General features: G+C 42.7%; 19 protein-coding genes. 15 read left to right on the top strand and 4 right to left on the bottom strand.

Translation table 11 applies throughout. From position 1 onward, the window contains the following. Positions 1-15: 15 nt before the first annotated feature. Both H2672_RS03505 and H2672_RS03510 read left to right on the top strand, forming a co-directional pair. Positions 16-1,569, top strand: a complete 1,554-nt coding sequence (locus tag H2672_RS03505; RefSeq protein ID WP_186669008.1) for a fatty acid--CoA ligase family protein — start codon at positions 16-18, stop codon at positions 1,567-1,569. Positions 1,570-3,619: 2,050 nt separating this feature from the next. Further along, on the top strand, positions 3,620-4,711 hold the full coding sequence (locus H2672_RS03510; protein ID WP_186669017.1) for a CotH kinase family protein: 1,092 nt from the start codon (positions 3,620-3,622) through the stop codon (positions 4,709-4,711). Positions 4,712-4,760: 49 nt separating this feature from the next. Here H2672_RS03510 and hepT read toward each other — a convergent pair whose 3' ends face one another. The 3 genes from hepT to H2672_RS03525 form a co-directional block, all read right to left on the bottom strand. Then, positions 4,761-5,165 carry a type VII toxin-antitoxin system HepT family RNase toxin gene (gene hepT, locus H2672_RS03515; protein WP_186669019.1) on the bottom strand — a complete coding sequence of 135 codons (405 nt, stop codon included), beginning with the start codon at positions 5,163-5,165 and terminating at the stop codon, positions 4,761-4,763. Continuing rightward, positions 5,155-5,562: a type VII toxin-antitoxin system MntA family adenylyltransferase antitoxin gene (gene mntA / locus H2672_RS03520; protein WP_186669021.1), complete on the bottom strand. Its 408-nt coding sequence runs from the start codon at positions 5,560-5,562 to the stop codon at positions 5,155-5,157. The genes hepT and mntA overlap by 11 nt, the downstream gene beginning before the upstream one ends. Positions 5,563-5,653: 91 nt before the next feature. Further along, positions 5,654-6,598 carry a LysR family transcriptional regulator gene (locus tag H2672_RS03525; RefSeq protein ID WP_255485292.1) on the bottom strand — a complete coding sequence of 315 codons (945 nt, stop codon included), beginning with the start codon at positions 6,596-6,598 and terminating at the stop codon, positions 5,654-5,656. 45 nt (positions 6,599-6,643) lie between these two features. Between H2672_RS03525 and H2672_RS03530 the strand changes: the two genes are divergently transcribed. The 11 genes from H2672_RS03530 to H2672_RS03580 all read left to right on the top strand — a co-directional run bounded on the left by H2672_RS03530 (position 6,644) and on the right by H2672_RS03580 (position 17,613). Next, positions 6,644-7,732 carry a citrate synthase/methylcitrate synthase gene (locus H2672_RS03530; RefSeq protein WP_186669023.1) on the top strand — a complete coding sequence of 363 codons (1,089 nt, stop codon included), beginning with the start codon at positions 6,644-6,646 and terminating at the stop codon, positions 7,730-7,732. A gap of 1,081 nt (positions 7,733-8,813) precedes the next feature. Then, the gene (locus H2672_RS03535) at positions 8,814-10,790 is read left to right on the top strand and encodes a S9 family peptidase (RefSeq protein ID WP_186669025.1); all 1,977 of its coding nucleotides are present in this window, start codon (positions 8,814-8,816) and stop codon (positions 10,788-10,790) included. Positions 10,791-11,001: 211 nt separating this feature from the next. Then, a complete protein-coding gene (locus H2672_RS03540) occupies positions 11,002-11,535 on the top strand; it encodes a DUF6932 family protein (RefSeq protein ID WP_186669033.1) in 534 nt (177 codons plus the stop codon). A gap of 16 nt (positions 11,536-11,551) precedes the next feature. Beyond that, positions 11,552-11,989, top strand: a complete 438-nt coding sequence (locus tag H2672_RS03545) for a helix-turn-helix domain-containing protein (protein WP_186669035.1) — start codon at positions 11,552-11,554, stop codon at positions 11,987-11,989. Positions 11,990-12,038: 49 nt separating this feature from the next. Continuing rightward, on the top strand, positions 12,039-12,581 hold the full coding sequence (locus tag H2672_RS03550) for a GNAT family N-acetyltransferase (protein ID WP_186669037.1): 543 nt from the start codon (positions 12,039-12,041) through the stop codon (positions 12,579-12,581). Continuing rightward, a complete protein-coding gene (locus tag H2672_RS03555; protein ID WP_186669039.1) occupies positions 12,578-13,120 on the top strand; it encodes an SF0329 family protein in 543 nt (180 codons plus the stop codon). The genes H2672_RS03550 and H2672_RS03555 overlap by 4 nt, the downstream gene beginning before the upstream one ends. A 233-nt stretch (positions 13,121-13,353) precedes the next feature. Then, a complete protein-coding gene (locus H2672_RS03560; RefSeq protein ID WP_186669041.1) occupies positions 13,354-14,085 on the top strand; it encodes an ABC transporter ATP-binding protein in 732 nt (243 codons plus the stop codon). Then, positions 14,082-15,110 (top strand): ABC transporter permease, encoded by a 1,029-nt coding sequence (locus H2672_RS03565; RefSeq protein ID WP_186669043.1) that lies wholly within the window; start codon positions 14,082-14,084, stop codon positions 15,108-15,110. The genes H2672_RS03560 and H2672_RS03565 overlap by 4 nt, the downstream gene beginning before the upstream one ends. A gap of 30 nt (positions 15,111-15,140) precedes the next feature. Then, positions 15,141-15,791, top strand: a complete 651-nt coding sequence (locus tag H2672_RS03570; RefSeq protein WP_186669045.1) for a TetR/AcrR family transcriptional regulator — start codon at positions 15,141-15,143, stop codon at positions 15,789-15,791. 858 nt (positions 15,792-16,649) lie between these two features. Next, a complete protein-coding gene (locus tag H2672_RS03575; protein WP_186669047.1) occupies positions 16,650-17,063 on the top strand; it encodes a DUF1761 domain-containing protein in 414 nt (137 codons plus the stop codon). Between the two features lie 247 nt (positions 17,064-17,310). Then, on the top strand, positions 17,311-17,613 hold the full coding sequence (locus tag H2672_RS03580; RefSeq protein ID WP_186669049.1) for a late competence development ComFB family protein: 303 nt from the start codon (positions 17,311-17,313) through the stop codon (positions 17,611-17,613). A gap of 75 nt (positions 17,614-17,688) precedes the next feature. On the opposite strand, the gene H2672_RS03585 is transcribed toward H2672_RS03580, so the two are convergent. Next, the gene (locus H2672_RS03585; protein ID WP_186669052.1) at positions 17,689-18,465 is read right to left on the bottom strand and encodes an enoyl-CoA hydratase-related protein; all 777 of its coding nucleotides are present in this window, start codon (positions 18,463-18,465) and stop codon (positions 17,689-17,691) included. Positions 18,466-18,714: 249 nt separating this feature from the next. Here H2672_RS03585 and H2672_RS03590 point away from each other — a divergent pair, with 249 nt between their 5' ends. Both H2672_RS03590 and H2672_RS03595 read left to right on the top strand, forming a co-directional pair. Beyond that, on the top strand, positions 18,715-19,953 hold the full coding sequence (locus tag H2672_RS03590; RefSeq protein WP_186669054.1) for an EAL and HDOD domain-containing protein: 1,239 nt from the start codon (positions 18,715-18,717) through the stop codon (positions 19,951-19,953). Between the two features lie 122 nt (positions 19,954-20,075). Beyond that, positions 20,076-20,924 carry a DegV family protein gene (locus H2672_RS03595; RefSeq protein ID WP_186669602.1) on the top strand — a complete coding sequence of 283 codons (849 nt, stop codon included), beginning with the start codon at positions 20,076-20,078 and terminating at the stop codon, positions 20,922-20,924. The last annotated feature ends 76 nt before the right edge of the window (positions 20,925-21,000 follow it).

The following is a 21,000-nucleotide window of genomic DNA, read 5'->3' on the forward strand; positions in this document are numbered from 1 at the left end:
AAAGGGGATGAACGTATGAATTTAGTTACGCGAGTACACGAAATTGCAATGACACAGCCTGAAAAAGCGGCGTATCACTTTATGGGGAAAGATACATCATATGCAGAATTCGATCAATCGGTATCCATGTTCGCATCTGCACTGCAAGATCTAGGCGTTGGCAAAGGGGATCACGTCGCATTTCTGCTAGGCAATACACCACATTTTCTGGTATCGCTTTATGCAACAATGCGTATTGGTGCAACAGCAATTCCGGTTAATCCAATTTACACGCCAGACGAAATTTCGTACATCATACATAACAGTGATGCGTTGGCTGTTATCGCGCTGGACCTTCTGCTACCACTAGTTGAGCAGGCGGCGGGTGCATTTCCGACTGTTGAGCACTATGTGATTTGCGAAACCGTTCCAGAAACACCAGAGAAAATCGCCGCACTTCCAGCTGCCGTGAGGTCGAAAGTTCGTTCATTTACACAACTTATTGCTACAGGAAGACCTAATCAGGAACCCGTTGCTGTTGAGGAAAATGAAACCGCTATCATTCTGTATACATCAGGCACGACAGGACAGCCAAAAGGTGCGATGCTGACACATGGCAATCTGTATTCAAATGCGCGCGATGTGGCGGATTACCTGGATTTCACGGAAAATGACCGCGTTGTAGCGACGCTGCCAGTCTTCCATGTCTTCGCGCTTACAGTTGTTGTCAATGCGCCACTAGTGAAAGGTGCAACGATTTTACTGGTACCGCGCTTCAGTCCAGCAGAGGTATTCAAAGTCGTCAAGGAACAGCAGGCGACTATTTTCGCGGCGGTACCGACAATGTACAATTTCTTATACCAGTTCCCAGACGCTGATCCGAGCGATTTCAAAACTGTTCGGAGAACTATTTCAGGTGGATCATCACTGCCGGTTGCATTGCTGCATAATTTCGAAGAGAAATTCAATGTACAGATTTCGGAAGGATATGGTCTTTCTGAAGCATCACCTGTAACATGCTTCAATCCGACTGATCGTGAGCGTATCCCTGGTTCAATCGGGACGAATATCATCAATGTCGAAAATAAAGTCGTTGATGAATTGGGCAATGAAGTACCAGTCGGGGAAGTCGGCGAATTAGTCGTACGTGGACCGAATGTCATGAAAGGCTATTATAAAATGCCTGAAGAAACAGAGTCCGCTATTCGGGATGGCTGGTTGTACACGGGGGATATGGCCAAACGCGATGAAAATGGCTACTTCTACATCGTTGACCGTAAAAAAGACCTTGTTATCGTCGGGGGCTATAATGTCTATCCGCGTGAAGTTGAAGAAGTATTATTTACTCATCGTGATATCGTCGAAGCGGCAGTCATTGGCTTGCCTGATCTAGATTTCGGCGAAGCAGTCCATGCATTTGTTGTCTTAAAAGAGGGTGTCAAAGAGGACAAAGAAGCACTAATCGCATACTGTGCGACTCGTTTGGCGAAATACAAGGTACCGAAACAAATCGAGTTTTTAGATGAATTGCCGAAAAACACGACTGGTAAAATATTGAGACGGTCATTGAAAGACCAAGTGAAAGTCTAACTGGATAAGTTGAGATAGAGATTCCTTTCAAATCCGCTACGGCGCTAGGGGATGCCTCCCGCCCTAAGTCAGATGAGTTATCCTTTGACCTATATGGAATAACCTCTTGGCATTGACTGTATAATTTCAGCAAAGAACGCAGAAATTATACAAACCGAACTCTTCGTTGTTCGGTTGGCTACCCCTTGTAAGGCGCCTTCGCTCAGATTAGATAGGTATTCATTTGTTCAATATATATAGGTAGACCTCTCCGGGTTGTTAACGGGGGGTCTTTTATATATTCGGCACTACTTATTTAGAATTAACTAGTTATGTTGAAATAAAGAATTCCAATGAATTCGCTTAGGCCACCCCTTGTAAGGTGCCTTCGCTCAGATTATATAGGTGGCATACCTCAACAGTATAACGAACAAATCTAGCGACAAAGCGATGTTTGAAGAACATTCTATTTGTTAAGTGCCGACTATGTAGTGGTCTAGTAAGGTGTGGTATTCCAGGTGTCAAATAGAAAAAGGGCTAGTCCAAGCAAGCCGCGCAATTGCGTCTTACAGGGTAGCCCATAATCCTGTTAAAACCCGAAGTTACACTCGCAAGAATGGTGCTTGCGGTGGCAATGTTGGTGAGTAGAATTCCGACACTGGTTGCAACCAGTATCAGGTCTCCAAACACGACTTTCTCCAGTATGTCTGAATGTGATTGTGCACGTATTTTGCGGTCTGCTCTCTGAACAGCATTGTGAATGACTGTGCTGGGGTTTGTGGGAACCACATCCACATCTGCAATCATGACCATGTTTACCGGCATTTTGGTTATTATTCATTGAAAAAGAAGACATACTCTTACCTCCTTTCATCTTAATTAAGAGAAAGAAAGTGGATAACTATTCCTTATATAAGAATCGTATCGCTAATCGTAATTAATCTTTCCCTCCCCTTAAACTATGTGGCTGTCCCACACATGAAGTGGACAAACGTTTACAGTGAAAAAATAAATAATGCCGTGCCTATTAAATGTGACGATAACGAAAACCCCTCTCCGTGGAAAGGGGTTTTCGTTTGAATACATTTAGTTGTAAGAATTGCTAAGGTGATTACTTATAGCGACCACAGCAAGGGCGTCCCTTGTGACTTGATTGCTTTTGTTCACAGCAATCTCGTCGCTTGTGGCTTGGGAGTTGTGGACCAATGCAAGGAGAGTGATGGTTCGTTGATGATTCACTTTTACTACAAGTACGTCGTTTTTGGCATGTGCGTTTTTTGTCGCTAGTATGCCGTTTCTTACAGCAAGGACATCGATCGCTACTTGTCCGCCGTTCATGTCTAGCTGTTCGGCGGTCGTCATCCGAATGTTTTTTGGTACTGGAAGGCTCCTGGAACATGAAATTGTCTATTCCTAAGCTAACAACCTTATTAATCGCTTTTTGAATGTCATCATTAAACAATAGTGACATGTTAAAACCTCCTTTCTTTGTAGGTAGGGAATGGAGATTTACTACTATACCTCTATGCAGAATAAATTCAGAGTTTATACAACTCCTTACTCTCCTCTTAATGTACGTGGCTGCATGAAAAGTGTAAGGGGCAAACGCACAAGTTTTGGAAATAACAACAAGTGGATCCATCCCTCATACAATTGTAGTGGCGCCCTGCATTATCTTTCCTACTTGTTATTTCTCCTTCTATTTGGCCGTTTTCCGGAATCATGTTGATTTTTGTTCGAGAATGTTTGGGTTTGTGAAGCACGTCTGTATCTGTTCGCTTGCGTCTTGGTATCACGAGGATCCTGTGACATTAAGTTATCTAATCCTAAGCGATCAGTTCTATTCTTTACTTTTTGTATTTCATCATCAAAAAATAGTGACATGTCCGCCCTCCTTTTTCATTTATTGGGAGAAAAGAACTTTGTAATCCTTCCTCTCTCCTTAAAGTACGCGGTTGTACCTACGGCATAAGAGACAAATGCATACACGTTAAAAATAATTAGCTGTTTGGAGTAACGTTGAGCAGTTGAATACATACGAATAGGATAAAAGGGAAGGGGTAGAATTCAAATGGGTGCTGTCATGGAACTACCTGAATACCAACTATTTATTCATCCTAGCGCAGTAAATGAATTGCGAAAAGATAGTTGGATGGATGATCCAGTTGCCGCAAAACTGGCGATTAATAAAAAGAAATATACGATAGATCTTGCATATCGCGGCTCTCATATTCGAGATTTACCAAAGAAATCGTATCAACTCTCGTTTTACAAACCAAGCACGTATAGAAACGCAAAAGAGGTTCATTTGAATGCGGAATTTAAAGACCCTTCATTGTTAAGAAATAAATTATCTTTTGATTTTTTTAATGAAATCGGATGCCTGGCTCCCAACTCACGTTTCGTACTTTTGAAATTGAATGGAAAAGATGAAGGGGTATATTTAGAGATAGAATCAGTGGATGAACATTTTTTGGCGAATCGACAGTTGCCGGAAGGACCGCTCTATTATGCAGTTGATGGGGATGCTAACTTTTCGTTGATGAGTGATCTTGATAAAGAAGTAAAGAAATCGCTCATATTAGGCTATGAACAAAAGTATGGACCAGCGCAAGCTGATGAACAAATACAGCACTTAATCATAAATATTAATACCATTCCTAGAGAAGAATTTGAACATGAAATCGTAAAGTATGTAAATGTGGATAAGTATCTTAGGTGGCTTGCTGGGGTTGTTTTCACTCAAAATTTCGACGGATTTGTTCATAACTATGCACTGTACCAGAATGGGGACACGGGTCTGTTTGAAATTATCCCTTGGGATTACGATGCGACATGGGGAAGAGATGTTAATGGAGAAAGCATGCGGGCAGATTATTTGAGAATCGAAGGATTTAATACCCTTACCGCAAGAATTCTCGATGTGAAAACATTTCGAACGCAATACAAGAATCTGTTAGAAGAGATATTAACTAGCAAATTTAATGTGGACTATATGAAACCTAAAATACAAGCTATGCATAATTTAATAAGGCCTTATGTTCAAAAGGATCCCTATGAAAAGGACAATATCGACCTTTTCGATGGTGAACCGGATTTCATCTGTGCGTATATTGAGGCTCGAGGAAACTATATAAGAAGCCAATTAGATGCTTTGCATTAGGTGGAAATTTGAAAAACCCTTTCCATGGAGGAGAGGGTTTTTGGCTGAATTAGTATGCAAGAATTTGTTTTGTGAAAGAAGTAAAGTCTTCTAGGTGGTTCTTAATAATTTCATTTAAGATGTTTGTATTGATGGTTTGGTAATCATGGACCGCGATATTGCGGAAGCCAACCATTGCTTTCATGTTAGCCGCAGATTCTTCAGTAATTACATGATTCGCGTATAATAGTTCGAATGCTTCTCTACTTTTTTGTGGAACACCGAATTTATTGGCGGCTGATATATGCATGGCTAAGTCAATACACGCTTCGCAAGCGCGTTGGATATTTAAAACGATGGAGTCTTGCTTTGTGAAATCAATTAAATTGTTTGCATCTTCGGCGTATACATCTTTAATTCTTGCAATACATCTTTCAATTACACTGATTTTATTCAGAATCACATCATTCACCATAAACTGACCCCGTTTCAATAATTTTATCGATAATCGGTTGTCGTTCTTCGTTGAGCTTTGCATACATGCTATATGTCCGCATATGCAATTCCATTCGCAGGTTTTCATTTTTTGAATAAATGACTTCTCCAGTTGAAAAGATTTGGGTCGCAAAAATAGTGGATGCCTCTTTTAAATCGACAAGATCGACTTCAATGTCAATGATGTCTGCAAGTTGCTGCGCGAACATAAAAAGTTCGTAAGCAGAGAACACCTTATCTTCGCGATAGAATGCTACGTCAATATCACTTTCGCTATGCGTTGTCCCCTTTGCGTAAGAACCGAAAATAATGATGAAGTCGGGATTTAGTTTTTCTATACTAAATTCACGAACCTTATGGAAGATTTCAACGTGCATAAAAATCACTCCCTTATCTAGTCTTCTCAGTATACCAAAACTGGACAGCGAAGGGTCCGGTTCCTACGTGATTTACGTGGTTTTGCATAATCTACCCAAAATAATAATTAGAAATCTGATTGATAAACTCTTCTTCAAGCTTGCCTTTCTTTTTCACAATAATATATGTCGAAACGGTTGGCAATTCTAATAGGTCAAAATGTGGCTGCATAAGTCTACCTTCAATCAGTTCACGCCGAACGATGGAATGAGGGAGAAACGAGACGCCTAGTCCTTCTTGGATGAACCGTTTTGCGATGTGCGCTTGTGTGACTTTCATCGTCCGGATGCCAGGGATATGTTTATTAAGAGTGAAAAGTAAGTCGTCCCAATAGACAGGATGATGATGCGTAAATAAGTAGTTTTTCCGCAGTTCATTAGAAACGTCAATGGGTGGGCCACTTTCTTCATCGTATGGATCCGTTGGCATGATGAATAAAATGGGGTCCTTGTAAATCAGGATTGATTCAATACTTTTGAACTTAGCATCGAGTGCTGAAACACCGAGATGCACATCACCATTGTCCACAAGCTGCTCAATCAAATCCGATTCTTCGATGCGAATTGATAGTTCGACATCGGGATGACGTTCCATGAATGTCCGCAATAAATAGGGTAATATCGTTTCTGCCATTAACGGTGAAATGGCGATGGTCCAATTGCGACGATAGCCTTGAGAAAACGAATGCATCCGATTTACACTTGCGTCCGCGTCCTTGGTAAGTCGAACCGCTTCAGGATAAAAAAACTTGCCGGCATTTGACAACGTGACGCGGTTATTCATCCTATCAAAAAGTTTGGAGCCAAGTTGCTCCTCCAAAAGGCGAATATGTACGGTCACGCTCGGTTGAGATAACATTAATTTCTCAGAAGCTTTACGGAAATTTAAGGTCTCTGCGGCTATAATAAATGTTTTTAACCATTGGTAGTCCATTAGGCAGGGCTCCTTCTTAATTAAGAATCCTAATTGATTTGATGGAGAACATTCAATTTCCATAATTATACCTCCGCCTTATACTAAAGAAAAGAAGGAGGAATAATCATGTTTCAAAAAGGGTTGAAAGATGTTATTGCAGTACACACGAAAATTGCGTCGGTCGATGGGGATAAAGGAGAATTGCGGTATAGGGGTGTTTTTGTAGGCGAACTAATCGCGACGCATTCATTCGAGGAAGTAGCTTACTTCATGTGGAGTGGGGTGTTCCCAGATGAAAATGAACGTCGTAAATTGGATGAAAAAATGCGTGTAGGAAGAGAACTTCCTCCACACGTTATGGCGATTATAGATGCACTACCTGCTGATATGGCATTGATGGATGCGATGCGGACGGCAATTTCCGCTTATGGATATACTGAATTTAAAGATGAAACAATCGAGGATCAGGCGATTAAATTGACAGCTGCACTTCCTGTGATTATTGCGCGTCATTATCGAAATCAACAAGGACAATCAATCATTCAGGCAGATCCGGCTTTATCGCACACAGCAAATTATTTGTGGATGCTTACGGGCGTTGTTCCAAATGTAGTACAAGTCGAGGCGCTCGAAACGTATTTGAAATTAACGATGGAACATGGATTGAACGCGTCCACATTTGCAGCACGGGTCACCATTTCGACTGAATCGGATTTGACATCTGCAATCACGTCGGCAATCGGAACGATGAAAGGGCCATTACATGGAGGCGCGCCGTCGGGTGTCATCGATTTGTTGGAAGAGATGGGAACGCAGGAAAATATCCGTTCTGTCGTTGAAGATAAAATGAAGAGCGGCGAACGGATTATGGGATTTGGTCACCGAATTTATAAAACGGAGGATCCGCGGTCAATTTTGTTGAGAGATAAATGTATGAGTATGTCGGGGGAAGATGACTGGCTGGATTTGGCAACAGCAGCTGAAAAAGAAATTATTTCTTTACTGGAAGAGTATAAGCCAGGACGCAAGTTGTATACAAACGTCGAATATTATGCCGCAGCTATCATGCGCTCAATCGAAATGCCGCCGGAGTTATTCACACCGACGTTTAGTGCAGCAAGAATTGTTGGTTGGACAGCGCATGCGATTGAACAGTTAAGTGATAACACCATTTTTCGACCACAATCGGTATATGTAGGCGAATTGGTAGATTAGGATTAGCGGTTTCATGTAGGGAGCTGATTGTGCCATGACAGTTCCGTGTTGCCCTCACAGTTTCGGAGTTAGGCATGACAGTTAGTCGATTAGCCATGACAGTTTCGCGTTGCCCTCACAATTTCGGAGTAAGCCATGACAGTTAGTCGAATTGCCCTTACAGTTGGTCGATTAGCCATGACAGTTCCGCGTTGCCCTCACAATTTCGGAGTAAGCCATGACAGTTTGACGAATTGCCCTTACAGTTGGTCGATTAGCCATGACAGTTCCGCGTTGCCCTCACAGTTTCGGAGTTAGGCATGACAGTTTGACGAATTGCCCTTACAGTTGGTAGATTAGCCATGACAGTTCCGCGTTGCCATCACAATTTCGGAGTAAGCCATGACAGTTTGACGAATTGCCCTTAGAGTTAGCCGATTAGCCATGACAGTTCCGCGTTGCCCTCACAGTTTCGTAGTTACCCATGACAGTTTGACGAATTGCCCTTACAGTTGGTCGATTAGCCATGACAATTCCGCGTTGCCCTCACAGTTTCGGAGTAAGCCATGACAGTTAGCCGAATTGCCCTTACAGTTAGCCGATTAGCCATGACAGTTCCGCATTGCCCTCACAGTTTCGGAGTAAGCCATGACAGTTAGCCGAATTGCCCTTACAGTTGGTCGATTAGCCATGACAGTTCCGCGTTGCCCTCACAGTTTCGGAGTTAGGCATGACAGTTTGACGAATTGCCCTTACAGTTGGTCGATTAGCCATGACAGTTCCGCGTTGCCCTCACAGTTTCGGAGTTAGGCATGACAGTTTGACAAATTGCCCTTAGAGTTAGCCGATTAGCCATGACAATTCCGCGTTGCCCTCACAGTTTCGGAGTTAGGCATGACAGTTTGACGAATTGCCCTTACAGTTAGCCGATTAGCCATGACAGTTCCGAAGTTGGCTATGACAGCATCACGCCTAGCCCTTATAGTTCCGTGCCAGATCTCCTTTGCCGCGCAAGGAGATCATTTTTCATTTCCATAAAAAAAGGGAAACTATCACGAATGTCGAAACAAGTAGATAGAGAAGAAATAAGGGGGAATTAGCAATGGGAAAACGTAAACTGCAAGTAGCTGACCTATTCAAATTACAGTCTGTGACGGATCCGAAGTTAGCGCCGAATGGCAAGGAAGCGGTATTTGTGAAGACGCATATTGACGAGGAAGACAATAAGTATATAGCGAATTTATATCACATAGATTTGGAATCGAACGAAGTGACGCAGTGGACGCATGGCAAAGGGACGATTTCATCCCCCGAATGGTCTGCTGATGGGAAGCAGATTGCCTTTTTATCGGACCGTGAAGAAAAGAATCAGTTGTTCATCCTACAAGCAAGAGGTGGGGAAGCACAGAAAGTGACGTCATTCGAACAGGGGGTTTCGAGTTTCCTTTGGTCGCCGTGCGGCAAGAAAGTTTGGGTGGACGCAGTCGTGAAAGAAGGCAAGACGTTCACAGATAAAGAGGAAAAGGACGACAAGAAAAAGCCTGAACCATACCGTGTCACGACAATGAAATACCAGATGGACGGTGCGGGCTTGTTGCCGCAAGATACATTCCGACAAATCGGCCTTGTCGATATCGGAACGGGAGAGGTAACACAGTTCACAGAGGGGAATTTCCAGCATGGATTGCAAGCGATATCGCATGACGGCAAGAAACTAGTCGTTGGCGTCAACCGAAAGGATAATTTGGATTTCGAATTCCGACAACCACTAGTTATTATAGACGTTGAAACGAAAGAGGAAACCGTTCTTGTCGATGAAGAGGGCTATTTCGGCGGCGCACAATTTTCCTTTGATGACCGCTACATCGCGTACGTTGGTTCAGAGCGGATATTCGAAAACGCGACGCATAGCAATGTGTATGTTTATGACATGGAAGATGGTATGCGCATGAATTTAACGGAAAGCATAGACGCCCCAGTTGGAGATGCAGCAGTTGCGGATCATCAGCAAGGGGCGGGGGCGCCATCAGCAGTTTGGACAAAGGACAACTATTTGTATTTCCAGTTGTCGACAATGGGCGATATCCGTCTGTACTTTGCGTCACTTGAAGGTGAATTATATCCAGCAACACCTGAAAATGAACATGTATATGGCTATGATCTATCGTCTAATGGCGAGTTCGCACTTGTTGCAGTCAGTAGTGCAGTCAATCCGGGCGAACTGTATAAGCAGACAATCGCAACTGGCGAACGACAAGCACTCACTTCATTTAACGCGGTGTATTTAGAGGAAGTTGAACTAGTCGAACCGCAAGCAATCGTCTATAAAGGCGCGACAAATTGGGACGTGCATGGTTGGTTAATGAAACCGGCGGGCTACGTTGAAGGGCAAAAGTATCCCCTGATAGTTGAAATTCACGGCGGGCCACACGCCATGTATGCGAATACGTTTTTCCACGAGTTACAACTATTGGCGGCGCAAGGATATGGCGTCCTATACGTTAATCCGCGCGGAAGCCATGGGTATAGCCAGGAATTCGTAGATGCAGTGCGAGGCGATTATGGCGGCGGAGATTATGAAGATATAATGGCTGGACTGGATTATGTTATTCAAGAAAATAACTGGATTGATACGGATCGTCTGGGCGTAACAGGCGGTAGTTACGGCGGTTTCATGACAAATTGGATCGTTGGCCATTCGGATCGTTTCAAAGCAGCTGTCACGCAACGTTCGATTTCGAACTGGATTAGTTTCTTCGGCGTATCCGATATTGGGTACTACTTTAGTGATTGGCAAATCGGGGCGAACATGAACGACGTTGAAAAGCTGTGGGAACATTCGCCGCTGAAATATGCGAAACAAGTTGAGACGCCTTTATTAATTTTACACTCAGAAAAAGACTTCCGCTGCCCGATTGAACAAGCAGAGCAGCTGTACATTACATTAAAAAGCATGGGGAAAGAAACAGAATTTGTCCGCTTCCCAGATGCAAATCATAACTTATCACGCACGGGTACACCGAACCTGCGCATTGCAAGGCTCGATGAGATAACAGGCTGGTTCGCGAAGTATCTATAAACAAAACCAAAAAAAAGCAAAAACAATGCCTCCGTCAAAAAAAAGAGCGCATTGTTTTTTTGCCGTAAAACATCTATAAGTGGCTACTGGGTATTTAAGCGTATCGCACATTTCTTTTTATTAATGAATGACCATGTTAAGATATAATTAACATATTTGTTAAGTTATCAAACACGTTCTTTTTGAATATACTAAAAGGAGAAATCAAATCATGAAATTTAACGAAGAAGGTCTGTTACCACCAAAAGACTATGAATTAACGTTAAGCGAACTGAGGGTATCCATTCTCGTCAAGGGATCGCAAAATGAGAATCCATGGGATATGAAATGGCGATTGTTTTTGGTCAATCAGTTGGAAATCATGGCTGAGCAGCTTTGGGCGGTGGGGATTAATCAAATTTATATTGACGGGTCATTTGTAGAGGATAAAGCCCATCCTAATGACATCGATGGTTATTTTGAATGTGAGTTAATGGACTTGGCATCGGGGGAATTGGAGCGTAAATTAAACGCCTTAGATCCTTATAAAGTTTGGACTTGGGATAGTAGTAGTCGAAAACCTTATCGTGGCTTTACTAAAAAGCAATTGCCAATGTGGCATCGCTACCGTGTAGAGTTATATCCTCATTTTGGTCAGCCATCCGGTATTCGGGATGAACATGGAAATCAACAGCAGTTTCCAGCCGCATTTAGAAAAACAAGGGACTCTTATCTGCCAAAAGGTATTGTGAAAATTATTCAATGATGGAGGTGTAAGAACTATGATTAAAACAGAAACAGCCTATAAAAAATCGCTTGAAAAGCTGCAAGAGGATAAGTTATTTATTCGAGATCAAAAAAAAGCATTGGAAGACATGGGATTAACGGGAGAACAAGTGGAAAAAGCATTGCAACCTTCCATCACCTTCCATGAGCAATTGAAGGAGGAAGTCGTTTATTATGAACGAATTCGAAGGGGCGAATTTGAACCGATTATCAACCTTTATAATTTGGGGAAATCATTGATTGCTTATCGGATTTACGTAGGGCTAAGTCAGCAAGAACTTGCAGATCGCTTAGGCGTATCCGCTTCCCAAGTGTCGAGGGATGAGCGAAATGAATATTATGGGGCTACGTTAGAACGAATTCAAGAAGTAATGGAAGCCATGCGTATGGTGGCTAAAACCGAGATACAGTCTGAGGACTTGTTGTTAGCGTGAAATTTACTCACACAATTAAATATCTTTAATAAGAATAGGTGGCAGTTAGTTGAATTATACGACAGAAGGCGTAACAATTCGTCCAATCATAGAACAGGACTTACACCGAATGTGGGAACTGAGTTTTAAAGATGAAAATCCTGAATGGAAAAAATGGGATGCCCCCTATTATGAGCATCAGACATTGACGTACGAAGTATTTCTGGAAAAACGCGATAAAATCGTTGCACAGGACGATTACTGGGGCATTGAAGTGGATGGCGAATTGATTGGCATGGTTAGTTATTACTGGGAACATCAGTCGTCCTTATGGCTTGAGATGGGGATCGTCATTTACGAACCGCAGTATTGGAGCGGCGGCTACGGAACGAAAGCGCTCACGATGTGGATTGATCATTTATTCCATGAAATGCCGTTGGTTCGTGTCGGCTATACAACATGGTCTGGTAATGCGCGGATGATTAAAGTCGGCGAAAAACTGGGCATGACGATGGAAGCACGGTTGCGGAAAGTCCGCTTTTGGAATGGTACGTACTACGATTCAATCCGGATGGGCATTCTCCGCGAAGAATGGGAATCCGGGCTTTCATGAGGTGGTCGAAGCTGAAACAGATGGCGGAAGGTTTACTATGTGAGTCACTGAAAGGTCGGGTACATTATCAGGCAATCGTTCATCGGAAAAGTCATGACCAGACAAGCAGTTTCCGTATGACCTTTGACGGTAAAGAGATTGGGTGGGCATCGGATATTCCATACGCATTGGAGTTGACTCGACGCAGTGGCGATTTGCGGGACGAGCGGGAATTGAATCCGTTCCCGTGGCATCTCCATTGGCGGGAATGGGAACAATCTGAAGACTACAAAGCCTATCATTGTGCGTATGAAGATACTGAAACGGCAATGATTGCTGACGAAGTTTTCCCTGCATGGGCTGTGAGAGAACTATTATTCGATTACGTCCATATGCCGTTTGAAGAAGCAATCGTGCATGAGCATCCGTTTGTAAGAGCAATTAGCTTATTAGATAAGCGGTTTGGCAAGAGGAGACTCGCAGAAATCGATTCTGAGCAAGAAAGCGGTTTGTACAAGAAGTTTGCACTTATCAGGAAGCAAGCAGACTTACAAGCATAGCTTAGTAGCTGGTTCTATAGAATAACAAACAGCCATTCCAGAAAAATTGGGATGGCTGTTTATATTTCATGTATGTTAGGATTTGGCGAGGGATATGAGGGGATATATAATCGGTCCCCAAAATTATACAATCCGCCAAGACCATAATGAGTAATTACTCACTGTACAAACTCCAATTCTTTACATACAATAAAAGTGAGTACTCACTCACTATCGGGAGAGGGGTGTTAAGGATGGAACAACCAAAGACGTGTGTATCAATTCGTCACGTATCAAAAAGCTATAAGAAACACCATGTGTTGCAGGACATAAACTTAGATATTTTTGAAGGGGAAATTTTTGGTCTCCTCGGTCCTTCTGGTGCGGGGAAAACAACATTAGTTAAACAATTAACAGGCTTGGATACACCAACTTCAGGGGAAAGTTATGTATTTCAAACGAAAATGCCTTCATTAAAATTAATTACTAGCATCGGTTACATGGCGCAATCGGATGCGCTGTATGAAGATCTTTCAGCAAAAGAAAACTTGCAATTTTTCTCAAGTCTATATGGTCTAAAAGGTGAAAAACAAACACGTAGAATCGCAGAAGTGATGGAGCTTGTTCAACTTTCTGGTGACTTAAAAAGGTTAGTTTCCAACTTTTCAGGTGGCATGAAGCGCAGACTCTCATTAGCAATAGCGCTACTTCATGAACCAAAAATTTTAATTCTCGATGAGCCGACTGTTGGCATTGATCCCGTTTTACGAAAAAGCATTTGGGAAGCCTTTTACAAATTAAAACAAAACGGAACGACAATTATTGTGACGACACATGTAATGGATGAGGCCGGTAAATGTGATCGACTTGGATTGATTCGTGACGGTGGTCTAATTGCGGTCGGAACGCCCGATGAATTAAAAGAAATGAGCAATACAACAACGATTGAGGAAGCATTCCTGGTCTACGGGGGTGCAAAAAAATGAGAGTTTTCGCATTGACACAACGAATCTTGCGACAAATTGTGCGAGACAAACGAACAATGGGATTACTTATCATAGCACCCATTCTCGTGTTGACGATGCTCCATCTCGTGTTTAACGGAGGAGATTATACCCCGAAAATAGGCTTCGTGGATGTCCCCACTACAGTTGTAGAACAGATGAATTTAGAAGGGGCGGATGTCACAACATATAGCGATGAAAAAAGCGCGAAGGCTGATTTAGCCAATCGAATGATAGATGGCTACTTAACAATTGCAAACAATGCCCCCGCCGTCGTTTTGGAGGGAAGTGACCCGGGTGTAGCAGGAGCCACGATGAAATGGCTTCAACAAGCAATGCCGACTGGACAGGAAAATGGTCATAGTCCCCAGTTGGAAATCGACTACTTACACGGCTCTAGCGATATGGGGACGTTCGACTATTTCGGACCCGTTCTTCTTGGATTTTTCGTCTTTTTCTTCGTCTTTTTAATTGCGGGCGTATCATTCTTACGGGAACGGACAACGGGCACGCTTGAACGTTTACTCGCGAGCCCCTTACGGAAATGGGAAATCGTGATGGGGTATGTAGTTGGCTTCGGGATTTTTACGATGATTCAATCGGCAATTATTGCCGCTTATGCGATTTATGTGCTCGGAATGATGATGGAAGGGGCATTCGGCTATGTATTACTGATTACCTTGCTGCTCGCGTTAACAGCGCTGACGCTAGGTATTTTACTATCATCATTTGCTAATAATGAACTTCAAATGATGCAGTTCATCCCAATCATTGTCGTCCCACAAATCTTCTTTTCCGGACTATTCAATTTGGATACAATCTCGAAGTGGCTGAGCTGGGTTGGCCCATTCACGCCTTTGTATTACGCGGCGGATGCATTGCGCGATATAATGGTCAGAGGCTATGGATGGGGTGCTATTTACATGGATATTTTCGCGTTAGCAGGATTCTCTTTACTGTTTATCAGCGTTAATATCCTGGCCCTTCGAAAATACCGTAAAATCTAATAGAAGTGATTGACGAAAAGGGAGATCAGTATGATAAACGAGGATCAAATGATAGAGGAAATGTTTAATTTAGATGGTGATTTAACAGAGCGGCAAAAGAATATACTAGCTGCCGCGATTGAATCATTCGCTGAAAAAGGTTATTCTGCCACATCCACAAAGGAAATTGCTCAAAAAGCCGGAGTAGCTGAAGGAACGATTTTCAGACATTATAAAACGAAAAAAGAGTTACTGATGTCCATAGTCACACCGATGATGATCAAGTTGATGGCGCCGATTATAATAAAGGATATCAATAAAGTACTGAATCATGACCATGAGACATTTGAAGATTTCGTAAGAGCGATGATCGACAATCGTAGAAAGTTTTTAAAGAACAATGTGAAAATCATTAAAATCTTCATTCAGGAAATTCCTTTTCATCCAGAACTAAAAGAGCAATTCATGGAGCATGTCGGCAGCAAAGTCTTTACACGCCTCAGGCAGATTATTGAACATTACCAGGAAAAAGGGCAAATTATCAATCTGCCCATCGATACCGTCATTCGCTTAACAGGTTCGACAATTATCGGCTATTTTGTGACTCGATATGGTATTTTACCTGATGCTGATTGGGATGACGAAGCGGAGGTAGACTCGACAGTTAAGTTTTTGATGAAAGGATTGGCGCCGGAGCAGTGACTATGAAATTGAACAATTTAGTATATAGAGTCGGCACTAAACAAATGGAGTGTTCTTCCAACACCACTTAGGTGCATGGTGATGGCCTAACACTTATTGCGCCTAGTATAGTTGCGCTTTTGGAGCGCTTTGAATTGAATGACTTCTATAAGATTACCGAGATGTCTGGATGTGTAGGGATGCGACTTTATCGTATCCCTACACATCTTTTTCGGTAATCATATGGTGGTCCTTCATCCGCCCTGCTCCAAAGGCATAAGTACACAAAGTGCTAAAGCTTTTTGGGACGAAAGAATAGCTGGTTTCTTACCTGGAGTAAAGCCGCCAAAGATACAATTTTGGCGGCTAATGCTTACTCTATGGTTTTTTCTTTTTTGCTAGTAGTAAAGTAGTTTCACTTTCTATTAGGTATCACATGATCACATGCAAACTCATTGCTAAAAGTAAGCAAGGAACACATTGTACAACGTGCAAGAGTGCCCGAAATTGTATCTTCGGGCACTAACACTCTTTATATAATGTCATCTAGTCTTTTCTTCCAAAAAACCCTCATTTTTCAATTGAATAGTGTAGAAACGCGACAGGCAACTATTCACAACAGGAGTCACTTCTAAACGCAACAGGACCCCTCAGTAAATCTGTCATGAATAGTTAGTCGAAAGCGAGCCGGAAATAGTCCAGTGAAAATGAAGGATATCGAGCCCTTCTCGCCAGTATTTTTCGCAAATAAATGGTTAATCAACAGACGTGAAGAAATAAAGGAGTAGTCATCAGTCGGCTATTACTTTATTTCACTGTAAAAATAGGTGTATATGGTACAATCGATCTACTGCATTACCTATAGGAGGAAAACGTCAAATGGACTTATCACAAATTAGTATTTTAGCAATTATACTTGCTGTCGTTGCAAATATGATTATTGGTGCACTCTGGTATTCACCACTACTCTTCGCCAACATTTGGATGAAAAGCCTTGGAAAGACACGCGAAGAACTGCATACGAGCAATCCGAATATCGGATACGGACTTACGACACTTGCCGGCATTATCACAGCAATCATTTTATCGTTAGTCATCACAATGCTAGACTCAGTGACAGTTGGTGGGGGAGCGTTAATTGGATTCTTAGCGGGTGCTGGTATTGCAAGCGCGCGCGAATTATCGCCTACCTTTTTCGAGGGACGAAAGTATACACTCTTTTTCATTAGCGCAGGTTACCATATCGTTTCATTAACAATCATGGGCGCGATAATTGCATTTTTCATCAAATAAAAAAGGAGAAGGCATCCAAGCCTTCTCCTTTAATTTTACCCCCCTATAAAAATAGTGATTATATATGCCATTTCCAAGCATGTACTTGGACTCAGACTCAGACGAGCGTAATGGATACAAACAAATTAGGAATTCATTAGGTCATTTAGCAGAGGGAAATCCATTTGGGAAATGATATACTGGGTGGGAAATGATGGATATGGGAGTGTTGGCGAAACATATCTATTAACTACTGGAGCGTGAGAAAATGGCCCTTTACAATGTTATGGAAGAAGTCGTACGCGATGTATTGATGCAATATAAAAACCAACTGCAACTGACTTGTCAGTGTGAGCGATGCTTTAACGATATCATGGCAATCGCGCTCAATGAATTGCCACCACGTTATATTGCTAACGAGGAATATGGACCCTATGTCAGGGCGTCACATGAAGCGGATCGTCAAGGTGCTACGAATATTATACTAATTGTTACAAAAGCGGCCGCATTTGTGTCAGGTAGTCCACGTTGCCCGGCGATGAAACCTGTTACTCCGGCAGCAACTGTATAACAACCAAAAGCCTGTCGTTCCATTAGGAGCGACAGGCTTTTGGTTGTGCAATGAATGCCTTCGCACATCACCACTTTACTTCCCTTTAAAAACAGGCTTGCGCTTCTCCGCAAACGCGTTCAAGGCCTCAATACGATCTTCAGTCGGAATCGTAAGTTCATACGCTTTCCGTTCAATCGCAAGCCCCGTCTGCAAGTCCACATTCATGCCGTGTTTAATCGCGAATTTCGCCTGCTGTAAGGCAATTGGACCGTTCGCAAGGATTGAATCTGCAAAGTCGGCTGTTTCTTGGCTTAGGTTTTCTGGCGTAGTGATCTTCGTCAGAACACCATAGCTAAGCGCTTCGGCCGCTGACATTCTGCGTGCCGTCAAAATCAGTTCAAGCGCTTTCGCTTCGCCGATTAACCGCGGAAGACGCTGCGTTCCACCAGCCCCCGGAATAATGGCAAGTCCTGTTTCCGTCAATCCCATAAGCGCAGTATCAGCCGCAATTCGGAAATCACAAGCTAGCGCAAGCTCCATGCCACCCCCGAATGCAAAACCGTTCATCATCGCAATCGTTGGTTGTGGCAAGTTTTCAATCGCCGAGAACACCTCGCCAATTTTATAAAGATTGCGCTTCACTTGCAGGTCAGTAAGCGTTTTTCGTTCCTTTAGATCAGCCCCAACGCTGAAGGCACGATCACCGGCTCCCGTGAAAATGATGACGCGGATATCGGGATTGATGCGTATTGACTCTGTAATCTGCCCCAGTTCAACCAACATATCGTAGTTAAATGCATTCATCGTTCCTGGACGATCGAGCGTCACGAAAGCGAGATTCCCTTTTTGTTCATAATGAATTGCTTCCATATTAATATCCCCCTTGGATAAAATCGATTAGTAACTAGAACATACCATTATTCATGGTGTGTTGCTATTTTAATTGATTGATAAGATGAACAAATGAATACCTATATAAGCGGAGCGAAGGCGCTATTCGGTATAAGTTGCTGTCACAATTTAATGGGTTTTTTATTTCAACATATTTAGTCCCTTTTATTAATTATAGTGGTAAAATATCGATTTTTTGCTATACTACAAGAAATGAGGTGCGAATGAATGAACGATACAAATATATTTGTTGGCAGACAGCCAATATTGGACCGAAATGGCGACATCTATGGCTATGAATTGTTATATAGAAACAGTCATAAGAACTTTTTCCCGAACGTGAACCCTGAACAAGCGACAATTGGCTTACTCGTTAATACATTCCTTACAATAGGAATCGAGAAAGTAGCGGGGAACACGATATCATTTATCAATTTTACAGGCGAATTACTTACCCAAGACATTTTTGCAAACCTTGACCCTGAAAAAGTCGTCATTGAAGTGTTGGAAAACGTTGAGATTACACCCTCACTCCTGACTAAATTGCGGCTGTTAAAAGGGACGGGCTTTAAAATAGCGTTAGATGATTTTATCCTGGAAGCACAATATCGTGTACATAGTGAATTGTTTGAAATTGTCGATTACATCAAGGTCGATTACTTAGATACAACGCCAGCGGAGCGATTAGAAATTGAAAAATTTGTTAAACAGTACCCCGCTATCGTGATGCTTGCAGAAAAAATTGAAACAGAAGAACAATTCAAGGCGGCCAAAGCATCCGGCTACAAATTGTTTCAAGGTTATTTCTTCTCCAAACCGGAAATTGTCACGGGAATCGAAATCCCATCGAATGTTGGTCTTCATTTTCAAATTATCGAGCGTCTTCATACAGAACCACCAAATATCGATGAAGTCACGGAGCTCATCATGCACGACATCTCACTGTCCTATAAATTACTGAGGCTGATTAATACATTGGCATTTGGGGTGCCAAAACGGATTAGTTCCATCAAACAAGCCATTGTTCTTATTGGGTTGCGTGAAACCAAAAGGTGGGTACAAGTCCTTGCTTTACGTGAGATAGGGGAAGGGCCGGGAAATGGTCGTACACAAGCGCTTGCTGACTACTCGTTAACACGGGCTAAAATGTGTGAACTTCTCGCGAAACATGACGGCAAGAAAAACCCCGAAGAGTATTTCTTTGCGGGCATGTTTTCACTGATTGACGTCATCATGAAGCGGGACTGGGATGCAATTTTACAACTCATTCCGTTATCTGACGAAGTAGCGCTTACAGTTAGAGGGAAGCAGACAGAAATCACCCCTTACCTTCAACTTGCCGAAGCCGTTGAACGCTTTGATTGGCAACGTATCGAGCAACTGGTCACCGAAATGGGATTAACACAAGCGGAATTGAGTAGGTGTACGCTAGAAGCACATCGTTGGACACAAAGTTTGCAGCACTAAAAGAGTATCGTCTATTCCTATTTTAATGGGGTGGACGATTTTTGCTTTTACGGAATCGCTTCATTTACACATTCCCATTTCACTTCGATTTAGGTAGAATGGGGGGAGGAGCTGATTTGACATTGAAAATAGCAATTGTTACGGATAGCACGGCTTATTTACCAGCAGCTTTAATGGAAGAATTGGATATTCATATGATTCCACTAGCAGTGGCACTTAACGGCGTTATGTACGATGAAGAAATTGATATTCGTTCAACCGACTTTTACGATAAAGTACGTGGTGATGGACCGTTACCAAAGACATCACAGCCACCAATTGGTAAATTCATTGAACTGTTCGAGTCGTTAACAGACACATACGACGCAGTCATTTCTATCCATCTGTCGAGCGGTATAAGCGGCACATATGCAGGTGCTGAACAAGCCGGCAAAATGGTAGAAGGCATCGAAGTATATACATTTGACTCCGAAATTTCATGTTATTTACAAGGGTTTTACGTACTCCGCGCGGCACAACTTGCCAAAGAAGGGGCGACTTCAGACGTAATCATGACAGAGCTTGATGACATGAAACAGACCATGCGCGCTTATTTCATGGTAGACGACCTCACACATTTGCAACGGGGCGGCAGACTCTCCGCTGCACAAGCACTGATTGGCGGACTTCTTCAAGTAAAGCCAATCCTACATTTCCAAGAAAAAGTAATCGTCCCGTTTGAAAAAATCCGCACACGCAAAAAAGCCATGAAACGGATTGTAGAAATGCTGGCGGAGGACGCAGCGAAAATGCCACTCGAGGCGGTGATCATTCATGCTAACCGACCAGAAGATGCCGAAGTATGGCACGCGGCACTTTCAGCACAGTTGCCAGACGTCAAATTCACCATCAGTCACTTTGGACCCGTCATCGGCACACATCTTGGGGAAGCGTCTATGGGGCTTGGATGGGTGAAACGAAGAAGTAACTAAAAAAGGAACGCAGCCTAAGTTCGCGACGTCCTGTCGCAACAAAGAGGAATGAAGTTCAATTCCTCTCCGCTGCATA

Origin of the sequence: Sporosarcina sp. BP05 (assembly GCF_014282005.1) — a bacterium.
Lineage (GTDB): Bacteria > Bacillota > Bacilli > Bacillales_A > Planococcaceae > Sporosarcina.

Coding starts and splice junctions, on each gene's coding strand:
- H2672_RS03575 (WP_186669047.1), top strand. CDS start 16,650: ATGGACTTATCACAAATTAGTATTTTAGCAATTATACTTGCTGTCGTT.
- H2672_RS03585 (WP_186669052.1), bottom strand. CDS start 18,465: ATGGAAGCAATTCATTATGAACAAAAAGGGAATCTCGCTTTCGTGACG.
- H2672_RS03570 (WP_186669045.1), top strand. CDS start 15,141: ATGATAAACGAGGATCAAATGATAGAGGAAATGTTTAATTTAGATGGT.
- H2672_RS03530 (WP_186669023.1), top strand. CDS start 6,644: ATGTTTCAAAAAGGGTTGAAAGATGTTATTGCAGTACACACGAAAATT.
- hepT (WP_186669019.1), bottom strand. CDS start 5,165: ATGGTGAATGATGTGATTCTGAATAAAATCAGTGTAATTGAAAGATGT.
- H2672_RS03590 (WP_186669054.1), top strand. CDS start 18,715: ATGAACGATACAAATATATTTGTTGGCAGACAGCCAATATTGGACCGA.
- H2672_RS03505 (WP_186669008.1), top strand. CDS start 16: ATGAATTTAGTTACGCGAGTACACGAAATTGCAATGACACAGCCTGAA.
- H2672_RS03560 (WP_186669041.1), top strand. CDS start 13,354: ATGGAACAACCAAAGACGTGTGTATCAATTCGTCACGTATCAAAAAGC.
- H2672_RS03535 (WP_186669025.1), top strand. CDS start 8,814: ATGGGAAAACGTAAACTGCAAGTAGCTGACCTATTCAAATTACAGTCT.
- H2672_RS03580 (WP_186669049.1), top strand. CDS start 17,311: ATGGCCCTTTACAATGTTATGGAAGAAGTCGTACGCGATGTATTGATG.
- mntA (WP_186669021.1), bottom strand. CDS start 5,562: ATGCACGTTGAAATCTTCCATAAGGTTCGTGAATTTAGTATAGAAAAA.
- H2672_RS03545 (WP_186669035.1), top strand. CDS start 11,552: ATGATTAAAACAGAAACAGCCTATAAAAAATCGCTTGAAAAGCTGCAA.
- H2672_RS03540 (WP_186669033.1), top strand. CDS start 11,002: ATGAAATTTAACGAAGAAGGTCTGTTACCACCAAAAGACTATGAATTA.
- H2672_RS03510 (WP_186669017.1), top strand. CDS start 3,620: ATGGGTGCTGTCATGGAACTACCTGAATACCAACTATTTATTCATCCT.
- H2672_RS03555 (WP_186669039.1), top strand. CDS start 12,578: ATGAGGTGGTCGAAGCTGAAACAGATGGCGGAAGGTTTACTATGTGAG.
- H2672_RS03525 (WP_255485292.1), bottom strand. CDS start 6,598: ATGGAAATTGAATGTTCTCCATCAAATCAATTAGGATTCTTAATTAAG.
- H2672_RS03565 (WP_186669043.1), top strand. CDS start 14,082: ATGAGAGTTTTCGCATTGACACAACGAATCTTGCGACAAATTGTGCGA.